17 protein-coding genes are annotated in these 24,374 nt (G+C 65.1%); 8 read left to right on the top strand and 9 right to left on the bottom strand.

From position 1 onward, the window contains the following. Positions 1-87: 87 nt before the first annotated feature. Positions 88-1,216 (top strand): peptide chain release factor 2 gene (prfB, locus tag AB4099_RS17930; protein WP_113512734.1). Its coding sequence is split into 2 segments (ribosomal slippage): positions 88-156 and positions 158-1,216, totalling 1,128 coding nucleotides; the frame shifts between segments, so codons are not numbered across the junction. A 16-nt stretch (positions 1,217-1,232) separates the two neighbouring features. Continuing rightward, positions 1,233-2,348: an SGNH/GDSL hydrolase family protein gene (locus AB4099_RS17935; RefSeq protein ID WP_441479029.1), complete on the top strand. Its 1,116-nt coding sequence runs from the start codon at positions 1,233-1,235 to the stop codon at positions 2,346-2,348. 479 nt (positions 2,349-2,827) lie between these two features. Here AB4099_RS17935 and mdoH read toward each other — a convergent pair whose 3' ends face one another. Next, positions 2,828-4,987, bottom strand: coding sequence for a glucans biosynthesis glucosyltransferase MdoH (gene mdoH / locus AB4099_RS17940; RefSeq protein ID WP_441479213.1), 2,160 nt, complete (start codon positions 4,985-4,987; stop codon positions 2,828-2,830). Between the two features lie 5 nt (positions 4,988-4,992). After that, positions 4,993-6,429: an OpgD/OpgG family glucan biosynthesis protein gene (locus tag AB4099_RS17945; protein ID WP_441479030.1), complete on the bottom strand. Its 1,437-nt coding sequence runs from the start codon at positions 6,427-6,429 to the stop codon at positions 4,993-4,995. A gap of 451 nt (positions 6,430-6,880) precedes the next feature. Here AB4099_RS17945 and glmU point away from each other — a divergent pair, with 451 nt between their 5' ends. Then, positions 6,881-8,251 carry a bifunctional UDP-N-acetylglucosamine diphosphorylase/glucosamine-1-phosphate N-acetyltransferase GlmU gene (gene glmU, locus AB4099_RS17950; protein ID WP_441479214.1) on the top strand — a complete coding sequence of 457 codons (1,371 nt, stop codon included), beginning with the start codon at positions 6,881-6,883 and terminating at the stop codon, positions 8,249-8,251. Between the two features lie 121 nt (positions 8,252-8,372). Further along, entirely contained in the window at positions 8,373-10,199 is a 1,827-nt protein-coding gene (gene glmS / locus AB4099_RS17955) for a glutamine--fructose-6-phosphate transaminase (isomerizing) (protein WP_441479031.1), read from the top strand. A gap of 19 nt (positions 10,200-10,218) precedes the next feature. Here the strand turns inward: glmS and AB4099_RS17960 are convergent, their stop codons facing one another. Beyond that, positions 10,219-10,617: a YbaN family protein gene (locus tag AB4099_RS17960; RefSeq protein WP_441479032.1), complete on the bottom strand. Its 399-nt coding sequence runs from the start codon at positions 10,615-10,617 to the stop codon at positions 10,219-10,221. Positions 10,618-10,782: 165 nt separating this feature from the next. Between AB4099_RS17960 and AB4099_RS17965 the strand changes: the two genes are divergently transcribed. Next, positions 10,783-11,466 carry a DUF502 domain-containing protein gene (locus AB4099_RS17965; RefSeq protein ID WP_441479033.1) on the top strand — a complete coding sequence of 228 codons (684 nt, stop codon included), beginning with the start codon at positions 10,783-10,785 and terminating at the stop codon, positions 11,464-11,466. A gap of 37 nt (positions 11,467-11,503) precedes the next feature. Here AB4099_RS17965 and AB4099_RS17970 read toward each other — a convergent pair whose 3' ends face one another. Together AB4099_RS17970 and recG are read right to left on the bottom strand one after the other, a co-directional pair. Next, positions 11,504-12,337: an AraC family transcriptional regulator gene (locus AB4099_RS17970; protein WP_441479034.1), complete on the bottom strand. Its 834-nt coding sequence runs from the start codon at positions 12,335-12,337 to the stop codon at positions 11,504-11,506. 87 nt (positions 12,338-12,424) lie between these two features. Next, entirely contained in the window at positions 12,425-14,527 is a 2,103-nt protein-coding gene (gene recG / locus AB4099_RS17975) for an ATP-dependent DNA helicase RecG (RefSeq protein ID WP_441479035.1), read from the bottom strand. 145 nt (positions 14,528-14,672) lie between these two features. Between recG and AB4099_RS17980 the strand changes: the two genes are divergently transcribed. Both AB4099_RS17980 and mfd read left to right on the top strand, forming a co-directional pair. Next, on the top strand, positions 14,673-14,969 hold the full coding sequence (locus AB4099_RS17980; protein ID WP_441479036.1) for an FAD assembly factor SdhE: 297 nt from the start codon (positions 14,673-14,675) through the stop codon (positions 14,967-14,969). Between the two features lie 20 nt (positions 14,970-14,989). Continuing rightward, positions 14,990-18,538, top strand: coding sequence for a transcription-repair coupling factor (gene mfd, locus AB4099_RS17985; RefSeq protein WP_441479037.1), 3,549 nt, complete (start codon positions 14,990-14,992; stop codon positions 18,536-18,538). 115 nt (positions 18,539-18,653) lie between these two features. Here mfd and AB4099_RS17990 read toward each other — a convergent pair whose 3' ends face one another. Both AB4099_RS17990 and AB4099_RS17995 read right to left on the bottom strand, forming a co-directional pair. After that, a complete protein-coding gene (locus AB4099_RS17990; protein ID WP_441479038.1) occupies positions 18,654-19,670 on the bottom strand; it encodes an AMP-binding protein in 1,017 nt (338 codons plus the stop codon). Positions 19,671-19,680: 10 nt separating this feature from the next. Continuing rightward, complete coding sequence (locus AB4099_RS17995; protein WP_441479039.1) at positions 19,681-21,534, bottom strand: extracellular solute-binding protein; 1,854 nt, start codon at positions 21,532-21,534, stop codon at positions 19,681-19,683. Positions 21,535-21,777: 243 nt separating this feature from the next. On the opposite strand from AB4099_RS17995, the gene AB4099_RS18000 reads away from it, so the two are divergent. Beyond that, positions 21,778-22,575, top strand: a complete 798-nt coding sequence (locus AB4099_RS18000; protein ID WP_113512717.1) for an invasion associated locus B family protein — start codon at positions 21,778-21,780, stop codon at positions 22,573-22,575. 192 nt (positions 22,576-22,767) lie between these two features. On the opposite strand, the gene hspQ is transcribed toward AB4099_RS18000, so the two are convergent. Both hspQ and AB4099_RS18010 read right to left on the bottom strand, forming a co-directional pair. Continuing rightward, a complete protein-coding gene (gene hspQ / locus AB4099_RS18005) occupies positions 22,768-23,097 on the bottom strand; it encodes a heat shock protein HspQ (protein ID WP_043242591.1) in 330 nt (109 codons plus the stop codon). Between the two features lie 116 nt (positions 23,098-23,213). Beyond that, positions 23,214-24,272: an HpcH/HpaI aldolase/citrate lyase family protein gene (locus AB4099_RS18010; RefSeq protein ID WP_113512797.1), complete on the bottom strand. Its 1,059-nt coding sequence runs from the start codon at positions 24,270-24,272 to the stop codon at positions 23,214-23,216. Positions 24,273-24,374: the final 102 nt, after the last annotated feature.

Consider the following 24,374-nt stretch of genomic DNA (forward strand, 5'->3'; position numbering starts at 1 on the left):
GTTTACACCCGCGCCTTTCGCCCCTATCTGAACAACTCCGTCCGGCATGCCGGATCGAATCCCATCAAGGAAAGCTCTGCCGGCATCATGCGTCCTGAAGTTCAGACCCAACTTGATAACGCCAAGCAGTCGATCGGACTGCTGAGGAGGCATCTTTGACTGGGATGTCGCACAACGACGCCTCGCGGAGCTGAACGCGCTTTCCGAAGGCCCCACCTTCTGGGACGATGCCGAGCAGGCACAAAAGCTGATGCGCGAGCGGACCTCGCTCGAAGACCAGATCAACGGCATCCTGAAGCTCGAGCGCGATCTCGACGACGCCCTGACGCTGATCGAGCTGGGCGAGATGGAGAGTGACGCTGCCTCCGTCACGGAAGGCGAAGGCGCGATCAAGGCTGTCGAGCAGGAAGCCGCACGGCGGCAGGTCGAGACCTTGCTCTCCGGCGAGGCCGACATGCTCGACACCTATGTCGAAATCCATCCCGGCGCCGGCGGAACTGAAAGCCAGGACTGGGCTGAGATGCTATTGCGCATGTATCGGCGCTGGGGCGAGCGGCGGAAGTTCAAGGTCGAGATGCTCGACTATCAGGATGGCGATCAGGCCGGCATCAAGTCGGCGACGCTGCAGTTCAAGGGCCATAATGCCTATGGCTGGCTGAAGACCGAATCGGGCGTGCACCGACTTGTGCGCATCTCGCCGTTCGATTCGAACGCCCGCCGGCAGACCAGCTTCGCATCCGTCTGGGTCTATCCCGTCGTCGACGACCGAATCGTCATCGACGTCAAGGAATCGGATTGCCGGATCGACACCTATCGCGCCCAGGGCGCTGGTGGGCAGCACATCAACACGACCGATTCGGCGGTGCGCATCACGCATATCCCGACTGGGATCGCGGTCACCTGCCAGCAGGAGCGCTCGCAGCACAAGAACCGCGCCAAGGCGTGGGACATGCTTCGCGCCCGCCTCTACGAGGTCGAGCTGAAGAAGCGCGAGGAAAAGGCGAATGCCGAGGCGGCCTCGAAGACCGATATCGGCTGGGGCCACCAGATTCGCTCCTATGTGCTGCAGCCCTATCAGCTGGTGAAGGATCTGCGCACCGGAGTGAGCTCGACGGCACCGTCGGACGTGCTTGACGGTGATCTCGACCCGTTCATGGAAGCGTCGCTGGCACAGCGCGTCTATGGTACCGAGGTCGAAGTCGAGGATATCGACTAGAGCAATGAGCGGGAGCATGACGGTGGAGAAGTCTCGCTCCCGCCTGCATAACGGCCTGATCAATCTTGGCGTGTCGCTGGCCAGCCTGCTGGTGTTTCTCGCGTTTTGCGAGCTTGTTCTGTTCCGTTTCGTGCTGCCGGGCAGCGACGTGCCGCGCAACGACTTCGTCAACGAACTCGTGCGCTATGCTCCGAACCAGACCGGCGTCTGGCGAGTACGCGACGAGATCGCGGCGCCGTTCTCGATCAACGCCAAGGGCTGGAATTCGCCCTTGCCGGATTATCCGGCAGAGCGCGTTCCGGGGCGTCGGCGGGTCGCCTTTGTCGGCGACAGCTTTGTCGAGGCCCTGCAGGTTCCGGTCGGGCGCAGCTTCGCCGACGTGATTCAGGGTGGCCTTGCCAGCGTGGGCCCCGTCGAGGTCTACCGCTACGCCATCGCAGGCGCGCCCTTCAGCCAATATATCCAGATGATCGACCGTGAAGTGCTGGCGGCGAGGCCGGACCAGATCGTCGTGCTGCTGGTCCATAACGACTTCGACGAGAGCTTCGTCTTCACGCCGGGCCGGTATACGTCGAGCTTCCTGAAGCTGCGTGTCGAGGGCGGCAAGGTTCAGGGCGAGATCGCGCCTGAGCCCTGGCGTCCCCGCGCCGTGGAATGGCTCAGGCAGACCGCAACGGCACGCTATTTCCTCTACCGCTGGCAGGTGCGTCCGCAGGCTCTCCTGGATGCCTTCCTCGGGCCTGCCCAGGCCGAGGACACGCGTTTTGCGGCCAATATCGATGTCGCGTCGGTGCTCAGTCGTGAGGCCGATATCCGCGCCGCGACGGATTACATGATGGTCCGTCTGGCGGCGCAGGCTCGCAGCATCGGCGCCAAGTTGTTGGTCGCGATGGATGGCGATCGCAGCGCGATCTATGCCGGCCGCCCCGACAGCCCGGCGCTGAAGCTCAACCGTATCGCGGCCGAGGCAGCCTCACGGGCGGGAATCGCCTTCCTCGACCTGCATCCCGTCTTCGCCGAGGACTGGGCTCGCAACCAGCGGCGGTTCGAGTTCGCGGCGGATGCCCACTGGAACGAGAATGGCCACGCCGTCGCCGCTCGGGCGATCCAGGATGTCCTCACCAAGCAGTGAGCAGCCCGAAGACTTAAGTGCCAGACGGCGAATGCGCGTTGGCACGAGGCTGGTGATTTCGGCTGGGATGATGCGGATACGCGGATCTCCTGGCGGCTGGAAAGTTCCCAAGCCCCTGACTGAGCCAATGAGGGCGCTCTTCCCGCATGGGACATGCTCCGCGCAGCCGTAGCAGCGTGGTCGGAAACACGCTGTTTTGAATGCTGCGTGGTCTGGGAGACTCGGCCGTTTGCGAGGCCGTCAAGGCCAGGAAGAGCTAGCCGGGGGATGAATTGTCGAAGGCAGGCACCGGGGGGCGGGTTCCATCGCATGGCGCGTGCGCGACGATTGGTTCCGGTCCCCTGCCGTCTGTCCGAAGCTGACGAGCTTGCTCTGTCTTATATCAGCGGACCGGAAATGGTATCCGGTCCGATGATCTTAACCCTTTGTGTTTGCATCGGCTTTCCCGAAAACCGCAATCCACTTTTCGGGCCGATGCCTTAGTCCTTTGATGGCTGGAGCGAGGACAGCAAGCCAACCAGAGCGCGGTCGTGAAGCACGACCATACGTTCCCTCGGCTTCAGCCAGATCGCCGCCTCGTCGATCGTCTCCGCGTCGACCAGCTTTGCCTGTGCGACGGCGCGCTCGGGTTCGACTTCACCGCGACGGCGCGGATGCCCCTCGGGGAGCATCATGTCGTGCTCGGCGCGCAGGCGCGGATCGGCATGCAGCGCCTTGAGGCCGTCGGCTTCGTCGAAGCCCGCCTTGGCGAATTCCTCCTGCAGCGCATTGGCACGCAGCGCGATCGCCGGCGGGTCGCCTTCCTCCGGCGTCACCAGGAGCTTGTGCCGCTTCAGCCAGAGCCCGAGCGCGAGCTGGCCCGATGCCCAGGACAGCGGGATCGCCAGCACGAGACCCACGATCGTCGGCGACATCCAGGCGAAGAGCGAGGTCGCGATCATGAAGGCCGAGATACCGGCGATGGCGCCGAGTGCCGTGTGCATTCGGTGGCGCCGGATAATGTCCTTCAGCGGAATCGAGCCGTCGTCGCGGCGCTGCGGGTTCCAGCCCGTGTCGCGTCCGAGCAAGATCTGGAAGACTGAGCCCGACTGGATCAGCATCATGATCGGCGCGAAAAAGGCCGAGAACAGGATCTCGAGCAGCGACGAGAGGATCAGCCGGATGGTACCGCCGCAGGCGCGCCGCAGCTTGCCGTCAAACAGGGTCAGCAGCAGACCAAAGAGCTTTGGCGCGAGCAGGATCGCCATCGTCAGGGCGAACAGATTCAAGGCGCGTTCGGGGTCGAAGCGCGGCCAGACCGGGAAGAGCGTGAACTCCTGGGTGAAGTACTCAGGGCGCGCGTAATTGACCTGCAGCACGATCAGGATGCCGACCACGAGCTGCATCAGCCAGAACGGCGAGGCGAGATAGCCCATGATGCCGGTGGCGAAATGCTGGCGCGTCGACCAGACGAAGCCCTTGGCGCCGATGATGCGGGAGTGCTGCAGGTTGCCCTGCGCCCAGCGGCGGTCGCGCACCGAGATGTCGATCAGGGAGGGCGGGCTCTCCTCATAGGAGCCGGTCAGGTCGGGAAGCATATAGACCGACCAGCCGGCACGGCGCATCAGCGCGGCCTCGACGAAGTCATGGCTCAGGACATGCCCGCCGAAGGGCGGCTTGCCCTTCAGATCGGGCAGCCCGCAATGGTCGGCGAAGGCCTTGGTGCGAATGATCGCGTTATGGCCCCAGTAATTGCCGTCGCGGCCCGACCACATGGCGAGGCCGGTCGCGATCACCGGTCCGTAGACCCGTGCCGCGAATTGCTGCAGCCGCGCGAAGAAGGTGTTGCGGTTGATGATCAGCGGCAGCGACTGAATGATGCCTGCGTCGGGATCGGCCTCCATCGCGGCAGCGAGGCGCACGATGCAGGTGCCGGTCATCAGGCTGTCGGCGTCGAGCACGACCATGTGCTCGTAGTCACCGCCCCAACGGGTGACGAAATCGGCGATGTTGCCGGCCTTGCGGTGATGGTTCTTCGGGCGGTGTCGGTAATAGACCCGCGCGCCGGGGCCGAGCCGTTCGCGAAGGGCGAGAAAAGCCCGCTCCTCGGCAATCCAGACATCGGGATTGGTCGTGTCCGAGACGATGAAATAGTCGAAATGCGCCCCGAGGCCCGTGGCCTCTACCGATTCCCGGATCGCGGCCAGCGCCGCGAAGGTCCGCGCCGTCGACTCATTGTAGATCGGCATCACTACGACGGTGCGATGCTGCAGGGATTCCGCCCTTTCGGTCCGGCCGGTCCGGAACAGCAGGCCGAAGAACCCCATCAGCGCGCTGGTGAAGGCGAGTGCGATCCACGAGAAGTTGACCGTGAACAGCAGCAGCAGGACATACTGGAGGAAGGTCGTGCGGCTGACCGACACGACGTGGTACATTTCCCAGGCGCCATAGGCGGTGAGCGCGAGCCCGCCGCCGAAGACGAAGAGGCGCTTAAGCCACGGCGTCGTCCAGGCCAGTGGCGCGGCGGGTTTGCGGCGTTCCGAGGCCTTCCAGCTGCGGAAGGACTGGACCGGCATCACCAGCCGGTTCTCAGGCGGGGTCGCTGCCTCCGGACGGGGCAAGCCCGGACGGGGAGCGGTTTCGACCGCGCGCGGCGGCATCTCGGTCACCACGTCCATCGATTTAACCAGGTTTCCGATACGGGCTGGCCGCCGGCTTCGAGCACAAGTCGCAGTTCGGAGAGATTCTCGTTGCCAGGGTCGACCTCGAAGCGGACCCGCATCAGCTTGCGTTCCGGATAAGGCCAAAGACGCAAACCATGGATCGCCCCGGTCGTCGTCGTGATATTGGCGCGCGTCGCGGCAACCACAGCGGGGTCCGCCAGCTTGTCACCTGTGAACTCGACCAAGAAGCGCCGACGCCGACCCTGCGTGCCCCGGCCTTGACGCATCCGCGTGGCCAGGGCGAGCGGTGGTCGCTCGGGTGGCTGCCAGCACCAGGCCTGGCGATAGGCGATCGTGGTTTCACTGCCCGCGGCGATCGGCTGGCGCGGCCGCCAGTAGGAAATGATGTTGCTGTTGATATCAGAATCGCTTGGGATCTCGATCAGCTGGACTGAACCGGCTCCCCATTCTCCAAGCGGTTCCATCCAGACACTGGGGCGAAGCTCGAAGCGTTGGTCGTCATCCTGGAACGCCGCCGGATCACGCTCGCGCTGGACGAGACCGAAGCCGCGCGGATTGGTGTCGACGAAAGAAGAGACCTGCAGATTGGTCGGGTTGCTGACCGGGCGGTAGATCCATTCGCCGGCGCCGGTGAGCATCTGGACACCGGAGACCTCGTGCACGGCCGGGCGGATGTCGTCGAAGGTCCGGCGGCTCTGAGGCCCCGACATGAAGGTGCCCGTAGTGCAGCCGAAGCCGACATGGTCTAGCACCTGCCGCGCGAACAAGGTCATCTCGACATCGATGAATGTGACGTCGCCAGGACGCAGTGTCATCCGGACCGCACCTGACAGGCTCTCGGAATCGAGCAGGGCGTGAATCACGAGCATGCCCGATGCCGGATTGGGGCGCTCGATCCAGAAGGCGCGGAAGAAGGGAATCTCCTCGCCGCGGGTCTCGCCGGGGCGCAGGATCAGCGCGCGTGCCAGCGCGCCGAAGTTCTGGCCGCGTGCTACAGCGCGGAAGAAGGTCGCTCCCTGGAAGATCGCGACCTCGTAAGGCCGCTCGAGCCCGGCGGAGACCCTGAAGCCGGAGAACTGCAGATCGACCCCCGCCGGCGGCGGCGCAACCTTGCCGTAGTCGAACTTGCCGCGATCGAACGCCACGCGGCGCACCACTTCGTCCTCGACAGTGAACAGGCTGACGGGAGCAGAAAAGACGTAACCGCGATGCAGAGGTTCGACCGTGAAGCCGCGATTCTCTCCCGCCCAGATCAGGCCGCCGGGTTGCGCGCGAATCCCGGAGAACTGGTCGAAGGGCAGGGTGGCGTAGCCTTCGGGCAGATCATTCGTCGTCGCCGGCACCATCGGCCGCCGCGACAACATGCGGGCGGCCTCGACAACCAGCGCGGGATCGAAACGCTGACCTTCCGCGATCACTGACTGTACGGTTGCGGCCCAGCTGGCCTGAGAAAATGCAGGGCGGACGCCCATAAGCGGAGCGGCGGCGAGGCTGTACGCCGCGCCCTCCAGAAACCATCGGCGATTCACGGAATTCGACATTATTTCCAACATACGCGGGCGGCGCAGTCGCACCCCAGCGCTTCTAGATCATTTTTCGGCTGACTGAAAAGCGGTCGGCGCTTAAAAATTGCGTGCGGTCAGCGACTTGGGCAACGCGTTCGCGTTGCCGGCGGAAAGGTATTGCCATTGCGTCTCGCCCCTCGAATACGCCGGCCGAAGATCTCTCCGGAGGTTTTGGCAAATGCCATCAGGATCGGCTATCCACGGCGACCGCAATGCCACCATGCACCAAATCGCCCACGCGACACCATCAGGGTCACGGGAGCGAAAGGCTAGCTCCGCAGGGAAGCCGACAATCATGACCGAAATGCAGCCCGGACGTACCTGCCTCGCAGTTATTCTCGCCGCGGGCGAGGGCACCCGGATGAAATCGCAGCGTCCGAAGGTGCTGCATGAGATGGCCGGCCGCTCGCTGCTCGGTCATGCGCTTGCGGCGGTCGCTGCGGCGGGAGCGGATGCGGTCGCTGTGGTGATCGGGCCGGATCGCCCGGATGTCGCAGCCGAGGTCGCGGCGCTCTTGCCGTCGGCGCGCGTCTTCGTTCAGGTCGAGCGCCGTGGCACGGCGCACGCGGTGCTCGCGGCGCGTGCGGCACTGGCCGAGGGCTATGACGATGTCCTCGTCGCCTTCGCGGATACGCCGCTGGTTCGCCCGGAGACGTTCCTGTCGCTGCGGGCTGCGCTTGCCGATGGTGCGCCGGTCGTTGCGTTGGGATTCGAGGCTGCCGACCCGACTGGCTACGGGCGGTTCGTGATGCGTGACGGCGTTCTGGAAGCCATCGTGGAGCACAAGGATGCGAGCACAGCTGAGCGGGCAATCGGGTTCTGCAATGCCGGGCTGATGGCGTTGGACGGTCGGCACGCCCTTGCCATTCTCGATTCAATCGGCAGTTCGAACGCCCAGAACGAATTCTATCTGACCGACGCCCCGGCGCTTGCTCGCGCCAGGGGCTTGAAGGTGGTCGCGCTGAGCGCCCCCGAAAGCGAAGTGCAGGGCGTCAATGACCGCGCCCAACTCGCTGCTGCGGAAGCAGAATTCCAGCGCCGCAAGCGCTTGGCGGTGATGAAGGAGGGTGCGACGCTGATTGCGCCCGAGACCGTGTTCTTCAGCTTCGATACGACAATCGGCAGCGATGTCCTGATCGAACCCAATGTCGTCTTCGGCCCCGGTGTCAGCATTGCCGATGGCGCAGTGATTCATGCCTTCTCGCATCTGGAGGGCGCGGAGGTTGGCCCGCAGGCGAGTGTCGGGCCTTATGGCCGGCTGCGCCCCGGCGCGAAGCTGGCGCGTAAGGCCAAGGTCGGGAACTTCGTGGAGATCAAGGCGGCGGATATCGGGGAAGGGGCCAAGGTCAGCCATCTCACCTATATCGGGGACGCGAGCGTCGGCGCCGAAGCCAATATCGGTGCCGGTACGATCACCTGTAATTATGACGGATTCTTCAAATACAAGACGACGATCGGTGCCGGCGCCTTTGTCGGTTCGAACTCGTCGCTGGTCGCCCCGGTGACGATCGGCGATGGGGCTTATGTCGGCTCCGGTTCGGTCATCACCACCGATGTTCCGCCTGACGGGCTGGCGATCGCCCGCGGCAGGCAAGTCGGGCGGGACGGTTGGGCGAAGGTGTTCAGGGAGAAGGCAAAGGCCAGGAAGCTGAGTGCGGCCAAGAAAACAGATTGAAGAGCACGGATTGAATCGACGACGAAACCGCCTGTTCACAGTCTGACATTCAACGTGATTGGGTGTTTTTGGCGTTCGCAGCTACACGGGCCGGCAACGGCAACACTCAAAGAGGTCGGGCATGTGTGGCATTGTGGGGATCCTGGGCAAGGAAGCCGTAGCCATTCAGGTGGTCGAGGCGCTGCGGCGGCTCGAATACCGCGGCTATGATTCCGCCGGCGTCGCGACGCTGGAGAAGGGTCTGCTCACGCGCCGCCGTGCCGAGGGCAAGCTCAGGAATCTCGAGATCCGCCTGTCGAACGAGCCGCTCGATGGGCTGATCGGCATCGGCCATACGCGCTGGGCGACGCATGGCAAGCCGAACGAGACCAATGCTCACCCGCATGCGACCGAGAAGCTCGCGGTCGTGCATAATGGCATCATCGAGAACTTCCGCGAGTTGCGCGCCGAGCTCGAAGCTGCGGGCCGCGTCTTCGAGACCGAGACCGATACGGAGATCGTCGCCCATCTCGTCACCAGTGAGATGGAGCAGGGCAAGGATCCGGTCGCGGCGGTCGCGGCCAGCCTGCCACGTCTGCGCGGTGCCTTTGCGCTCGCATTCCTGTTCCAGGGCGAAGAAGACCTGCTGATCGGCGCTCGCAAGGGCTCGCCGCTCGCAGTCGGAGTTGGCGATGGCGAGATGTATCTCGGCTCTGACGCGCTGGCGCTCGCCCCTTTCACCAATCTCATCGCCTATCTGGAAGAAGGCGACTGGGTCGTGCTGCATCGCAAGAGCGCGACCTTCTACGACGTCACGGGCGCGCAGGTGGAGCGTCGCGCGCAGCGCGTCGCCGCCGGCACTTTCCTGGTCGAGAAGGGCAACTACCATCATTTCATGGCCAAGGAGATCCATGAGCAGCCGGAGGTCGTCGGCCATACGCTGACGAAGTATCTGGACATGGCTGCGGGGACCGTGCGCCTGCCCTTTGATGCCCCCTTCGACTGGAACGCGCTGTCGCGGCTGTCGATCTCGGCCTGCGGAACGGCCTATTATGCCGGGCTGACGGCGAAGTATTGGTTCGAGAAGCTGGCGCGCTTGCCCGTCGAGATCGATGTCGCCTCCGAGTTCCGCTATCGCGAGGCGCCGCTGCCCAAGGACGGTCTCGCGCTCTTCGTCTCGCAATCGGGCGAAACCGCCGATACGCTCGCCTGCCTGCGCTACGCCCGTCAGGAAGGGCAGCACGTCCTTTCCGTCGTGAATGTGCCAACCTCGACCATCGCGCGTGAGAGCGATGCCGTGGCACCGACCCTGGCCGGGCCGGAAATTGGAGTGGCCTCGACCAAGGCCTTTACCTGCCAGCTGACCGCGCTGGCGAGCCTGGCCCTTGCGGCAGCTCGCGGCCGCGGCACGCTCTCGGAGGCGGAGGAGGCCCGATATGTCCGCGAGCTGATCGCTCTACCGGGATTGATGGCGCAGGCGCTGACGCTGGAACCCGAGATCGAAAAGCTCGCCCGAAAGCTGTCGAAAGCGCGCGACGTGCTCTATCTCGGCCGTGGCACGAGCTTCCCGATGGCGCTCGAGGGTGCCCTGAAGCTCAAAGAAATCAGCTATATACACGCCGAAGGTTATCCGGCAGGTGAGCTGAAGCATGGTCCTATCGCACTGATCGACGAGGACATGCCGGTCATCGTCATCGCACCGCATGATACGCTGTTCGAGAAGACCGCCTCCAACATGCAGGAGGTCGCGGCACGTGGCGGCCGGATCATCCTGATCACCGACGCCAAGGGCGCCGCCGAATGCGGCATCCAGCCCGAGGTGACGATCGTGATGCCGGATATGGACCCGCTGTTCGCACCGATCGTCTATGCGGTCCCGATCCAGATGATCGCCTATCAAACAGCGGTTTTCATGGGCAAGGACGTCGACCAGCCGCGCAACCTGGCAAAATCCGTCACTGTCGAGTGATCATTCCTCGGTCGAGTGATCAATCCTCGCGGGTCGGCTCCGGCCGGCTCGCCACATAGGTTCCGGCTGCGAGCAGGCTGGCACCGCTGGCCCAGAGCGCGACAGGCGGAGCGTCGCTCAGCGCCACCAGTCCGAAGCTGAACAGCATGGAGCCGCAGGCGATCCATTTCGCCCGACGGTCGATCGCGCCGGTTGCGCGCCAGCGACGGACATGCGGACCCAGTCTGGGATGGCCAAGCAGCCAAGCCTCGAAGCGAGGCGAGGAGCGTGAAAAGCACCAGGCCGCGAGAATCAGGAAGACTGTTCCCGGCATCAGCGGCAGCACGAGGCCGATAACCCCGATTCCCGTGAACACCCAACCAGCGGCGAACATCAGCGGCCTGTACCAGCGGCGGAGTTGCCGGGGTGTTTCGGTCACGAAATCCATCCGCATTCGCGTCGGCACGTCAGACGGGGCTGGTCAGCAGCACCGGCTCGGCTATCCTGCTCATATCGCGATGCAGCGCCGCCGAGGCAAGCACGCCATTTGGAGATCGGATTCCGGACCGCCATGACATCAGACGGCCCTCCTGATCCCAGCCTCATGCTTCAGCCGGACTTGCTGCGGCCGACTGCGGGCACGCGGCTGCGCCGCTATTTCCTGACCGGGCTCGTGATCGCGGGGCCGCTGGCGATCACCGCTTCGGTGACCTGGTGGTTCATCAACCTGATCGACGGGGTGGTGAAGCCGCTGATCCCGAACAATTATTTGCCCGAGACGTATCTTCCCTATCCGATCCCGGGCTTCGGGCTGGTGATCGGATTGATCGGCTTGACCCTGCTCGGCTTCCTGACGGCCAACCTGGTCGGACGTACCCTGCTCGATGCGGGAGAGGCGATCCTGCACCGGATGCCGGTGATCCGCGGCCTCTACAAGGGCGTGAAGCAGGTTTTCGAGACGATCTTCTCGCAATCGGGCACTTCGTTCCGCAAGGTCGGCATGGTGCAGTTCCCACAGCCGGGCATGTGGTCCATCGTTTTCATCTCGCAGGAGGCGGCGCCGGAGATCGGCTCACGGCTGCCGGATGGCAGCGAGCAGATCGGCGTCTTCCTGCCCTGCACGCCGAACCCGACCACGGGTTTCTTCTTCTACCTGCCGCGCCGCGAGGTGGTGGAGCTTTCGATCTCCGTGGAGGACGGTGCCAAGCTCATCATGTCCGCCGGGCTGATCCAGCCGGGCGAGAACGGCTCGAAGGCGCCGCAAGGCAACGGCAAGTCCCAGAACTGATCTGCGGACTTGCCGTCCTTTCCCATCCGGGGGGGCGTCAGGCCTTCAACGGAATCCAGATTTCGACGGTTCCGGTACCGCTTTGCGGATCGAAGCGCTCGTCATAGCGCTCGAAGCTCGGCCCTTCCGAGGCTTTCCAGCCCTTCTTCGGCAACCAGTCGCGCCAGATTGCGTCGAATGTGCCCTTGATGCCCGAGATATGGCCGTGATGCAGGAACACGACATAGTTCTGCTCGGGAATGCGGATGCGATCGAATTCGGGTGGCAGGTCGGAAAAGGATTTCACCTCGACGCCAGCAAGATAGTCGAAGCTGCCCTCGTCATCGGCGTTGTAGCAGACGCCGTAGCCGATGCTTCCGATCTGGTCCGGGACATGGCCGAAATGCGGAGAGAGCTTCTGCCAGAGCGACGGAATGCCGGCTGTGGTCTCATAGGTGTAGCGGCTGCCGAACCCGGCAACGAGCATACTCTTGCCGGTCAGTGAGCGAGGTTCTTCCAGGATAACGGTTGGGTTTGCGTCCATGACGATGGGCTCCACGAGCTTGAGCGCCGAGAGATCGCGCCGCTCGCGCAGTTCTTCGGGCGTGAGGCCGAATTGCTCGCGAAAGGCGCGGGTGAAGGCCTCGTGAGAGCCGTATCCCCAGTCCAGCGCGACGGAGAGGATGTCGGGTGCGCCATTCGCCAGTCTCCGGGCGGCTTCGGTCAGCCGGCGCTCGCGCACATAGCGCATCACCGAACGGCCGGTCGCGTTGCCGAAGGCGCGGCAGAGATGGAAGCGCGAGACGCCGCTGACCGAGGCGATCTCGTCGAGCGAGATCCCGGAGGCGAAGCGGCTCTCGACGCACCACACGGCTTTGCTGATTGGGTCCATTGTGGCTCTCACGAAGGCGCACCGGACGATGCCGATCCCGCGTTAGGGGCGCTTGATCGGGATTGATCTCCTGCAGGATCGTGAGTGCTACCCCGCGCGCAAGAGCCTGATCGCGACGTCCCGCTCGAACAGATAGAGCAGCGTCCTGACGGCCTCGCCGCGCTCCGCGGCGAGGTGCGGGTCGCGCTCGATCAGGAGCCGCGCATCATCGCGAGCGGCGGCCAGCAGATCGCCATCGATTTCGGGGCGAGCAACGCGCCAGTCGGGGGAGCCGGACTGGCGCGTGCCGAGTACCTCGCCTTCGCCACGCAGGCGCAGATCCTCTTCGGCGATGCGAAAGCCGTCCTCGGTCTCGCGCATGATGGTCAACCGCGCTTCCGCGACCGGGCCCAGCGGCCCCTTGTAGAGCAGGAGACAGGTCGATGCGGCCGATCCGCGCCCGATCCGCCCGCGCAGCTGGTGGAGCTGTGCCAAGCCAAAGCGCTCGGCATGCTCGATCACCATGACACTGGCATTGGGCACGTCGACCCCGACTTCGATGACGGTGGTCGAAACCAGGATGCGCGTCTCGCCGGCAACGAAGGCCGCCATCGCAGCGTCCTTTTCGCGCCCGGGCATCTGGCCATGCAGCAGCCCGACCCTTGCGCCGAAATGCCCGCGCAACTCCTCGAAGCGCTCCTGCGCGGCGGCGACATCGAGCGTGTCCGATTCCTGGACGAGCGGGCAGACCCAGTAAACCTGCGCGCCGGCCTCGAGCGCGCGGCCGACGGCCCCGACGACCTCGTCATAGCGTTCGAGCGAGATCGCGCGTGTCGAGATCGGCTTGCGGCCGGCCGGCTTCTCGGCGAGTACCGAGACATCCATGTCTCCGAACCAGGTCAGCGCCAACGTGCGGGGGATCGGCGTTGCGGTCATGACTAGCACGTCGACGGCCTCGCCCTTCGAGCCCAGCATCAGGCGCTGGTGGACGCCGAAACGGTGCTGTTCGTCGACCACCGCCAGCGCGAGATCATGGAAGACGACGCCTTCCTGGAACAGGGCATGGGTGCCGACCACGATGGCGATCTCGCCGCTCGCCAACCGCTCGAGCACCTGGCGTCGGCCAGCGCCCTTCTCGCGGCCTGTCAGCAGGGCGAGCGTGAGCCCGGCGGAGTCCGCCAGTGGCGCCAGCCGCTCGGCATGCTGGCGCGCCAGGATCTCCGTCGGGGCCATCAGGACCGATTGCCGGCCGGCCTCGGCGGCTGCGACCATCGCCATCAGGGCGACAACGGTCTTTCCCGAGCCGACATCGCCCTGCAGCAGGCGCAGCATGCGCTCGGGCTTCTCCATGTCCGAATGGATGTCGGCCACGGCTTGACGCTGGCCATCGGTGAGCGAAAAGGGCAGGGCCGCCTCGATCGCCTTGAGTATGCGGCCGTCTCCGGCGGTGACGCGCCCGGCTGCCTTCTTCTGCTGCCGGCGCACAAGCGCAAGCGCGATCTGGCTCGCCAGCAACTCGTCATAGGCAACGCGCCTGCGTGCGATCGTGTCGCCCTCGACGGCGCGCAGGTCGGGCGGGTGGTGCAGGGCGCGGATCGCCTCGGCGAAGGAGGCGAAGCCGGCCTTCTGCAGAAAGCTGCGATCCTGCCATTCGGCGAGGTCCGGGCATTTTTCCGCCGCTGCTGCCACGATCCGCGTCATGACGCGGGGGCCGATGCCTTCCGTCAGGCCGTAGACGGGCTCGATCGCTGGCAGGCTGGCGAAGGCCCGAGCATCCATGATGCGGTCGGGGTGGACCATTTGGCGCATGCCGTCCCAGAGCTCGAGCTTGCCTGAGATGATGCGGAACTCGCCGACCGGCAGCGTCTGCAGGAGGTGGCGGACATCGGCATGGAAGAAGACCAGGGTCACATCGCCGGTCTCGTCCTCGACGATGACGCGATAGGGGGCCTTGGCCTTGCCCGGCGGGGCGGGGCGATGCTCGGTGACACGCGCCGAGAAGGTCGCGACACCGCCGACCGGAGCGTCGGCGATGCTGGCGCTGGGGCGACGATCGATGGCGCCTGTGGGAAGGTGGAACAGCAGGTCCACGACCCGCGCAGGCTGTGTCTCGTCGCCGAGCAGCTTGTCCAGCAGCTTGCCGAGCTTGGGGCCGACGCCGGGCAATGTCGTTGCGGGAGCAAAGAGTGGATCAAGCAGGGAAGGACGCATCTGCCTCGGGCGGGAACCGGAATTGCGGGAAACGCGGCGGTTCGGCCACTGACTCGCCCCGACGCCATCGCTATATAGCCTGCATCGGCAGGTTCCGCGACGGGGCCGGCCCGTTCCGCCGTTTGCGTTTCATGCGAGGCTTACGATGAGTGGCTCTTCCCGCACCAGTGCCGATCTCGATCCGCGCCGTCGCAAGATCCTGTTCCGGGCCTGGCATCGCGGCATGCGCGAGACCGACCTGATCATGGGCCGCTTTGCCGATGCCGAGATCGGCGCGTTGAGCGATGTCGAACTCGACGAGTTCGAGCAGTTGATCGAGGTTCTCGACCGAGACCTGCTGTCCTGGATCACGGGTGAGGCCGCGGTGCCGGAGAACTACGATACAGCTGTGTTCCGGCGGCTGAAGGCGTTCCACAATCACAGCAAGCCGATTCACGTCTGAGTACGCAGCGACAATCCGACATGAGCATTCCGCCGCCCGCCCAGCTTGCCAAGCTGCAGATCGACCGCATCCTCGACGCGCTGAAGCGGGGCGACAAGCCGACGCTCGCCAGCGTGCCCGACGGGTTCGACGCCGTCGTCCTTGCCGATCTCGTCCGGACCCGGGCGAAGAAGGCGGAAGGCGCAGCGATGCTCGTCTTTGTCGCGCGGGACGGGCAGCGACTGCAGGTTCTGGAGAATGCGCTCCAGTTCGTGGCGCCCGATCTGGAGGTGATGAGCTTCCCGGCCTGGGATTGCCAGCCCTATGACCGCGTCTCGCCGGCACCGGCGATCGTGGCCCATCGCATGACGACGTTGTCGCGGCTGGCCAAGACCAAGTCCGGCGAGAAGCCGCGCCTGCTGCTGACGACGGTCAACGCCGCGCTCCAGCGGGTGCCGGCCTTCGGCAAGGTCGCCTCGGAGAGCTTTTCGGCCGCGCCGGGCAACATGGTCGATACAGAGCAGCTTGCCCGCTGGCTCGACATGAACGGCTATCTGCGGACCTCGACGGTGCGCGAGACCGGCGAGTTCGCGGTGCGCGGCGGCATCGTCGATCTCTTCCCGCCCGGCATGCCTGCGCCGATCCGCCTCGACTTTTTCGGCGACGCGTTGGAATCGATCCGGACCTTCGATCCGGAGACACAGCGCACCACAGGCCAGTTGCGCGGACTCGATCTCGTACCCATGTCCGAGGCGCAGATGACCAGCGAGAGCATCAAGCGCTTTCGCCAGTCCTATATCGCGAGCTTCGGTACGCCTGGCCGCGACGACATGCTCTACGAAGCGGTCAGCGAAGGCCGCAGGCCCGCGGGGCTCGAGCATTGGCTGCCTCTGCTGGCCGACCGGCTCGACACGCTCTTCACCTATCTGCCGGATGTACCGCTGGTCCTCGATGCGCAGGCCGAGGACGCGGTCGGCGAGCGCATCAGCCTGATCAAGGACTACTACGATGCGCGCAAGGCCGCCCTCGACCAGGGCGGCACGGGAGGGACGCCCTACAAGCCGTTGCCGCCCGATGCGCTTTACCTGTCTCCGGCCGAATGGCGCGGCGTGATCGACAATGCCGGTGTCGCCTCGCTGACGCCGTTCCAGCTGCCCGACAGCGACGGCAAGCTGATCGTCGATCTCGGCGCCCGCCAGGGTCGCAGCTTTGCAGCCGAGCGCGCCGACAATGCCGGCAGCGTCTTCGATGCTGCTGTGGCCCATGTGAAGGCGCTGCAGGCCGATGGCCGGCGCGTCATCCTTGCGGCATGGTCGGAGGGCTCCCGCGAGCGCCTGGCCCATGTGCTGGCTGATCATGGCCTCAAGACCGTGCAGACCACGGGATCGCTACGCGCAGCTTTCGATCTGAAGCCCGGCACCACGGCACTCGCGGTCTGGGGCTTCGAGGCTGGCTTCGAGGCCGGCAAGCTTGCGGTCATCGGCGAGCAGGACATCCTGGGCGACCGCCTCGTTCGCCCGCGCCGCAAGACGCGCCGGCCGCAGGATTTCATCGCCGAGCTGTCATCGCTCGCGCCGGGTGATCTTGTCGTCCATGTCGATCACGGCATTGGCCGCTTCATCGGATTGCAGAGCATCACGGCGGCCGGAGCTCCGCATGACTGCCTCGAAATCCACTATGCGGGCGATGCCAAGCTTTTCCTGCCGGTCGAGAATATCGAGCTGCTCTCGCGCTATGGCTCGGAGGACACCGAGGTTCCCCTTGACCGACTGGGTGGTGGCGGCTGGCAGGCGCGCAAGGCCAAGCTGAAGCAGCGCATCCGCGAGATGGCGGGCAAGCTGATCCAGATCGCCGCCGCCCGCGCGCTCAAGGAGGCGCCGCGCCTCGTTCCGCCGGACGGGCTCTATGATGAATTCCGGGCCCGCTTCCCGTTCGAGGAGACGGAGGACCAGCAGAATACGATCGACGCGGTACTGGACGATCTCGCCGCCGGTCGGCCGATGGACCGACTGGTCTGCGGCGATGTCGGCTTCGGCAAGACCGAGGTGGCGCTGCGCGCTGCCTTCACGACGGCGCTTGCCGGCAAGCAGGTCGCGGTCGTGGTGCCGACGACGTTGCTCGCCCGCCAGCACTACCGGAATTTTGCTGAGCGCTTTGCCGGGTTGCCGGTGAAGGTCGGCCAGGCCTCGCGCTTCGTTTCGGCGCCAGATCTCAAGGCGGTCAAGCAGGGCATCGCCGACGGCACAATGGACATCGTCGTCGGTACCCATGCGCTGCTCGGCAAGGGCGTCGCGTTCAAGGATCTCGGTCTCGTCATCGTCGACGAGGAGCAGCATTTCGGCGTCAACCACAAGGAGCGCCTGAAGGAGTTCCGCGCCGAGGTGCATATGCTGACGCTGTCGGCCACGCCGATTCCACGCACGCTCCAACTCGCCATGACCGGGGTGCGCGAGCTCTCGATCATCGCGACACCGCCGGTCGACCGGCTGGCCGTGCGGACCTTCGTCACGCCGTTCGATCCGCTGATCGTGCGCGAGGCGCTGCTGCGGGAGCGCTATCGTGGCGGCCGCAGCTTCTATGTCGTGCCGCGTATCGAGGACATCGCCGAGGTCAAGGACTTCCTCGACAAGCAGGTGCCCGAGGCCAAGGTCGGCATTGCCCATGGCCAGATGGCGGCGGGCCAACTCGAGGACGTGATGACGGCCTTCTATGAGGGCCAGTACGACGTTCTGCTCTCGACCACGATCGTCGAGTCCGGGCTCGATATCCCGACGGCGAACACCCTGATCGTGCATCGCGCCGACATGTTCGGCCTTGCCCAGCTCTATCAGCTGCGCGGTCGCGTCGGTCGCTCGAAGATCCGCGCCTATGCACTCTTCACCATGCCGGCCAACCGCAAGCTGACCGAGCAGGCCGAGCGCAGGCTGAAGGTGTTGCAATCGCTCGATACGCTGGGGGCTGGGTTCCAGCTCGCCAGCCACGATCTCGACATTCGAGGCGCCGGCAACCTGCTCGGCGACGAGCAATCCGGGCACATCAAGGAGGTCGGATACGAACTCTACCAGCAGATGCTCGAGGAGGCGGTGGCGCAGCTCAAGGCGGGCATCGACATCGTTGCCGAAAGCCAATGGTCGCCAAGCATCCAGATCGGTGCGCCGGTGATGATTCCCGAGCACTATGTCACCGACCTGACGCTGCGCCTGACCCTCTACAAGCGGCTCTCGACGCTCGACGAGGATGGCGAGATTCAGTCCTTCGGTGCCGAGCTGGTCGACCGTTTCGGGCCGCTGCCGGAAGAGGTACAGCAACTTCTGGAGATCGTGGCGATCAAGGCGCTTTGCCGCCGGGCCAATGTCGAGAAGGTCGAGGCCGGACCGAAGGGCATCATCGTTGCCTTCCGCGACAACGAGTTCGCCAATCCCGAGGGGCTGGTCGGCTATGTCGCGAAGCAGGGAACGCTGGCCAAGGTCCGTCCCGACATGCGCGTCGTCTTCATCGACGATTTCGAGACGGCGGAGCAGCGGCTCAAGGGCACGCGCCGGTTGCTGACCGATCTGGCGCGCATTGCCGAGCGCAAGAAGGCGGCGTGATCATCAGTCGGAGGCGCTGGCCTTCTCCTCGCCTGTCAATGCGAGGAGTGCGAAGCAATCTGGGCCTCCGTGAGGGGATTGCTTCGCCTACAAGGACGCGCGCCTTCATCTTGGGCTAGCGCCTGACGACGTCGATCTCGGTCGCCGAGCGCACGTCGACATCGACGATCGCGAGATCGGGACGATCGATGGCCGGATAGGAGCGTGCCTCGGCTGGCCGTTGCACGAAGACCAGGCTGGCGAGAGCAGGGTGGCTCGCCAGTTTCGAGCGCGCCAAGGCTGGCTCCATGGCCCCCGGAAGCACCAGATGCGCTGTCCGCCCGCCTTCGAGGCAGGCATGCAGGTCACCGAGGCTGAACAGGCCGAGCGGCAGCAACTCGACACCGGTCAGGATCGCCATGCCTGGCCCGGAGGCCAGCGCAGCAAGGTCGCCGCCGACCAGCGTGGTGATGATCCGTGACGAGGCCAGCGGCTTCAGCAGGCGCGAGATCTCCAGTGCCTTGCTCAGCAACACGCGTTCCGAGATGGCCTGCGGTCCTGCAAAGCTCCTGCTGTCGACGACCTGCAGGGCCGGGCGTTCCGTCGATTCCGGCAGGGGGTGGCGCACGCCGTTTGCAATCAGGGCATCGAGCGGAGCGACGCCATCGGGAATGTCACGGCCGAAACCGCCGACGAAGCGTGTTCCGAAGGCGCGCATGGCAAGCGTGCGCAGCATCAGCAACGGGCGAACATGACCAATGCGGCCGGCACCGAGAGCCATCACGGCGCCCGATGCCTCAATCAATCGCAGCAGTTCCAGTTCATTGGCGTGGAGCGGCAACATCAGCGGCGAGAGGCCCGCACGCAAGGCGGCCAGAATGGAAACGAGTGCCTCGGGCCCCAGCGGAGCAAGGATCGCGACGCTCGCGCCGGGCTGGGCGTGATTGGTGCTCAGAAGCCCGGCGAGCCGTGCGACCCGGTCGTCGAGATCCACGAAGCTGAGGGAGCGGGGCTGCTCGTCGCTCCAGCTGCGGCGTCCGGGGGGATCGCGCAGCGCTGTCTCGTAGCCGCGGCTGCGCACCAGGGCCTGCAGCAAGGTATCGAGATCGAGGCCGTCTAGCAGGGCAGCAGCGTCGTCGAAGTCGGCCCGCATCGACGATCCTTCAGTTCGCCGGAGCCGGCAGCGCCGGGACGCGGGCCAGAACTTCGGTGGACAGGAAATAGGCCGGCCTGCGAGCGGGCAGCACGACATCGCGTGAACGAGCGAGCCAGGTCTCAGGCAAATAGTAGAGCGGTACGACATAGAACCCGGAGATCAGAAGCCGGTCGAGCGTGCGCACCGAGGCAACGAAATCGGCGCGTTCGCGGGCGGAGAGCAGCGTCTTCAATACCGCGTCGACTGCCGGAGATTTCACGCCGGCATAGTTCAGCGAGCCCTTGCGCTCGGCATTGCTCGAATCCCAGCGCCCGACCTGCTCGTTTCCGGGAGAGGCCGAGGCCGGCCATGTCCACTGGATCATGTCGAAATCGAAGGTGGAAAGGCGGCGCCAATATTGCACATCGTCGATCAGCCTGACCGTGACGGCGATGCCGAGCCTGGTCAGCGACGTCGCGTAGTTCAGCGCAAGCCGCTCTTGCGGCCGGCTGGTGACGGTGATCTCGAAGGTGAGTGCCTCGCCGCTCTTGCTGTGGCGCAACACGCCATCCTGCAGGGCATAGCCAGCTCCCTGCAGCAGATCGAGCGCCTTGCGCGCCTGATCACGGTCACGCCCGGAACCGTCGGTCGCCGAGGGCGTCCAGGTTCCGGCGAGAACGTCCTCCCGGACGGCTCCCGGGAAGCCCGCGAGCAGTGCCTTCTCGCGGGCATCGGCCGCTACTCCGAGCGCGGAGAGTTCCGAATCCGCGAAGAAGCTGCCGGCCCGGCGATAGACCCCGTGGAACAGGTTGCGATTGGCCCACTCGAAATCGAACAGGATGCCGAGCGCCTCGCGTACCCTGACATCGGCGAAGACCGTGCGGCGCGTGTTGAAGACGAAGCCGGTCATGCCCTTCGGCGCCTCGAAGCGCAGGGCCTCCCGGACGATGCGGCCATCGCGCACGGCGGGAACATCGTAGCCTGTCATCCAGCGGGTCGGGTCGCCCTCGAGACGGATATCGTAGAGTCCGGCCTTGAACGCTTCGAAGAGCGTATTGGCGTCTCGATAGAAGTCGTAGCGGATCTCGTCGGCGTTGAAGAGACCGCGAGTCAGCGGGTGATCCTCGGCCCAGAAGCCGCTGCGCCGCTTCAAGGTCAGTGCCTCGCCCGGCTTCACGTCACTCACGAGATAGGGGCCGGAGCCGAGAGCGGGCTTGAAACTGGTCTCGGCGAAGGTTTCCGCATTGGTCGCGTGCTTGGCGAAGATCGGCATGGCGCCGATCACCAGCGGCAATTCACGGTTGGAGCCGTCGCCGAGCTCGAACTCGATCCGGCGCAGAGAGGGCACTTCGACCCTGGTCACGCGCCCGAGGCTGGAGCGATGGAATGGCTTACCCTTGGTCCTCAGCATGTCGAAGGTGAAGCGCACATCTTCGGCGGTGACAGGCTGACCATCCGAGAAGGTGGCCCGCGGGTCGATCTCGAAGGCGAGCCGCGTGCGGTCGTCATTGAGCTCGACCTTGCTCGCCAACAGGCCATAGGCCGTGAAGGGCTCGTCAGCCGAGCGGAAGAGCAAGCTCTGCTGCACATAGCGGGGCACTGCGTCCGGGGCGACGCCCAGCACCACCAGCGGGTTCAGGCTGTCGAAGGTGCCCTGCAGGCCAAAAATGATTCGCCCACCCCTGGGAGCGGCCGGGTCGGCATAGGGCAAATGCGCAAAACCCTTCGCCAGAGCAGGCTCGCCATGCATGGCGATGGCGTGATCGATCGATGGCGATTCGGCGCGCGCAACGGCGCCCACCGCCAGAACGACGGCAAGAACTGCGAAGATATGCCGTACCGCAACGCCAATCGCTGCAGCCGGCGCAAGATATGAACCCATTGCCTGACCTGATTCCCAGCGGCAAGAATAACACGGCTTGCCGGCCGTCACGTAAGCTGTTCAGACTGGAAACCTGCAGCAGAACTCGCTAAACGCAGCGCGAGGTGTCATTCAAACGCCGCAATCGCAACCGATGTGCACGGCCTTCCAGGGGCTGGCGCGCGTGAGCGATTGAGCCCGTCGACAATGATGCGCGCGGCTTGCGAAGTCGTGTTTCGAGATTCGCCTGGTAAGGAAAACCATATGACCGCTTCGTTCAGCCCGTCTCAGCGCCTGTCCGCCCGAGCGTTCGGCCTGGCCATGAGCGCCGTGATCGGCCTCAGCCCGGTCGCCGCCATCGCCCAGCAGCAGCGTCCTGCCCAGCGCCCGGCCCAGCCGCCGGCTCAGCAGCAGCCCGCGCAGCCGCCGGCCGGCCAAGCTCAGCAGGGTGGTCCGACAGTCGTTCAGGTCAAGCCCGAGCCGTCCCAGACCAGCTGGACCAAGGTTTGCGGCAAGGACCAGGCCAACAACAAGGAAATCTGCTACACGACGCGCGATTTCGTCTCGGACCAGGGCCAGCCGGTGCTCGCGGTTGCCGTCTATGACGTCAAGGGCGATCCGAGCCGGATCGTGCGCTTCCTGATGCCGCTCGGCCTGATGCTGCAGCCTGGTGTCCGCTTCGGCGTCGACACGGCGCAGCCGGTGCCCGGCCGCTATGCCATCTGCTTCCCGAACGGCTGTTTCGCAGAGGCGCAGGTAAAGGACGATGTCATCAACGCGATGAAGAAGGGCAACACGCTCAACATCAGCGTCCAGAACCAGACGGGCCGCGAGGTGACCTTCTCGATTCCGCTCGCCGATTTCGGCAAGGGTTTCGACGGCGCCCCGATCGACCCGAAGGTGCTCGAGGAACAGCAGAAGCAGCTTCAGGACGAGCTGTCCAAGCGCCAGGAAGAGCTGCGCCAGCGTCTCGGCGGCGGCGGCGCCAATGCGGCTCCGGGCGCACCGGCGGCTCCCGGCGCGGCTCCCGCTCCCGGCGCTCCGGCTGCTCCCAAGCCCTGATCGGGTTGCCGTTCGCACAAACAGAAAAGGCCGGCCCCGAGGGGCCGGCCTTTTTCATGAGCGGCGACGCCAGGCCGTCGGGCCCGATCCCGTATCAGGTTTGATGAGCTAAGCTTCTGTGTTCGCATCGGCTTTCCCGAACACCGCAAGCCACTCTTCGCGCCGATGTTTTGGTCGGGCAGGGCCGCGCGATCAGTTCAGGTCGGCCTTGTCGATGAGATAGCGGCCCTTGCGGTCGCGCCTAAAGAACTCCTTGGCCTGCGGATGGCGGATCGGTCGGCCGGATTCGTCGATCACGAGATTTTGCTCGGAAACATAGGCGACATATTCCGTCTCCTCGTTCTCCGCGAAGAGGTGGTAGAACGGCTGGTCCTTTGACGGGCGCAGGTTCTCCGGGATCGCCAGCCACCATTCCTCCGTATTGGAGAAGGTGGGGTCGACGTCGAAAATCACCCCTCGGAACGGATAGACACGGTGTTTCACCACCTGCCCGATCCGGAATTTCGCTGAACGCGCTTCCATGTCTCGCCTTGATCGTCCTCAAGCCGGCAGGCTCTCATACTGCCGGCTAACGTCGCCATCTCGCGCATGCGGTAGGATTGCGTCGCAAATAGGTCAAGATCAACGGCCGAAAGCCGCTAGTTCGGCGGCAATCCATAGCGCTCGGCGAGAGCCGGATCGCGAGCGGCAACCTGTTGGGCCAGATCGACAATGACCTTGGCCTGTTTCCAGGTGGCGTCATCCTGCATCTTGCCGTCGATCATGACCGCGCCCGACCCGTCGGGCATGGCCTCCAGGATCCGTCGTGCGAACGCAACCTCTCCGGGATCCGGACTGAAGACGCGCTTGGCGATCTCGATCTGCGAGGGATGCAAGGTCCAGGCGCCGGCACAGCCGAGCAGGAAGGCGTTGCGGAACTGGGCTTCGCAGGCGGCCGCATCCGAGAAGTCGCCGAAGGGGCCGTAGAATGGCTTCAACCCGGCGGAAGCGCAGGCGTCGACCATCTTCGCCAGCGTGTAGTGCCAGAGATCCTGTTGGGCGACGGCGCGAGCGCCGCCTTCGGGGGAGGGGTCGGCGATTACCTTGTACTCGGGATGTCCGCCGCCGACGCGGGTCGTCTTCATGGCGCGCGAAGCGGCCAGATCGGCGGGGCCAAGGCTCATGCCGTGCATGCGCGGTGAGGCGGTGGCGATGGCCTCCACATTCTTCACGCCTTCTGCCGTTTCCAGAATGGCGTGGATCAGGATCGGCTTGCGGAGCTGATGCCGCGCCTCGAACTGGGCGAGAAGCTGGTCGACATAATGGATGTCCCACGGGCCCTCGACCTTCGGCACCATCACGACATCGAGCTTGCCGCCGATCTCGGACATGATCGTGCTGATGTCGTCGAGAAACCAGGGCGAGTTCAGGGCATTGACCCGCGTCCATAGGCCGGTCGCGCCGAAGTCGACGGACTTAGCCATCATGATGAAGCCCTCGCGCGCCGCCGTCTTGGCGTCGACCGGGATCGCATCCTCGAGATTGCCGAGCACGATATCGACCTGACCGGCGAGCTCGCCGACCTTGGCGCGGACCTTTTCAAGATGCGGGGGCACGAAATGGATCATGCGCTCCAGTTTCAGCGGCAGCTCCCGCAAGGGCTCCGGCGCGCCAATGGCGAGCGGGCGGAAGAACTGGCGCGGCGTCTTGGTCGGCATGGTGGGCTCCATGGTGCGTTGCAGCGAATGTGCCGGACCATGCAGCGCCCGTCCATTGGCCTTTTGCAGCGAGCGAGGAATCGAGATAAGAATAATAACCTA

Origin of the sequence: Allobosea sp. 2KB_26 (assembly GCF_052115715.1) — a bacterium.
Taxonomy (GTDB): domain Bacteria; phylum Pseudomonadota; class Alphaproteobacteria; order Rhizobiales; family Beijerinckiaceae; genus Allobosea.

What these genes read in the sequence shown, in the direction of transcription:
- AB4099_RS17935 (WP_441479029.1), top strand. Translation starts at nt 1,233, where the DNA reads ATGACGGTGGAGAAGTCTCGCTCCCGCCTGCATAACGGCCTGATCAAT.
- mdoH (WP_441479213.1), bottom strand. Translation starts at nt 4,987, where the DNA reads ATGCCGCCGCGCGCGGTCGAAACCGCTCCCCGTCCGGGCTTGCCCCGT.
- glmU (WP_441479214.1), top strand. Translation starts at nt 6,881, where the DNA reads ATGCAGCCCGGACGTACCTGCCTCGCAGTTATTCTCGCCGCGGGCGAG.
- glmS (WP_441479031.1), top strand. Translation starts at nt 8,373, where the DNA reads ATGTGTGGCATTGTGGGGATCCTGGGCAAGGAAGCCGTAGCCATTCAG.
- AB4099_RS17965 (WP_441479033.1), top strand. Translation starts at nt 10,783, where the DNA reads ATGCTTCAGCCGGACTTGCTGCGGCCGACTGCGGGCACGCGGCTGCGC.
- AB4099_RS17970 (WP_441479034.1), bottom strand. Translation starts at nt 12,337, where the DNA reads ATGGACCCAATCAGCAAAGCCGTGTGGTGCGTCGAGAGCCGCTTCGCC.
- recG (WP_441479035.1), bottom strand. Translation starts at nt 14,527, where the DNA reads ATGCGTCCTTCCCTGCTTGATCCACTCTTTGCTCCCGCAACGACATTG.
- AB4099_RS17980 (WP_441479036.1), top strand. Translation starts at nt 14,673, where the DNA reads ATGAGTGGCTCTTCCCGCACCAGTGCCGATCTCGATCCGCGCCGTCGC.
- mfd (WP_441479037.1), top strand. Translation starts at nt 14,990, where the DNA reads ATGAGCATTCCGCCGCCCGCCCAGCTTGCCAAGCTGCAGATCGACCGC.
- AB4099_RS17990 (WP_441479038.1), bottom strand. Translation starts at nt 19,670, where the DNA reads ATGCGGGCCGACTTCGACGACGCTGCTGCCCTGCTAGACGGCCTCGAT.
- AB4099_RS17995 (WP_441479039.1), bottom strand. Translation starts at nt 21,534, where the DNA reads ATGGGTTCATATCTTGCGCCGGCTGCAGCGATTGGCGTTGCGGTACGG.
- AB4099_RS18000 (WP_113512717.1), top strand. Translation starts at nt 21,778, where the DNA reads ATGACCGCTTCGTTCAGCCCGTCTCAGCGCCTGTCCGCCCGAGCGTTC.
- hspQ (WP_043242591.1), bottom strand. Translation starts at nt 23,097, where the DNA reads ATGGAAGCGCGTTCAGCGAAATTCCGGATCGGGCAGGTGGTGAAACAC.
- AB4099_RS18010 (WP_113512797.1), bottom strand. Translation starts at nt 24,272, where the DNA reads ATGCCGACCAAGACGCCGCGCCAGTTCTTCCGCCCGCTCGCCATTGGC.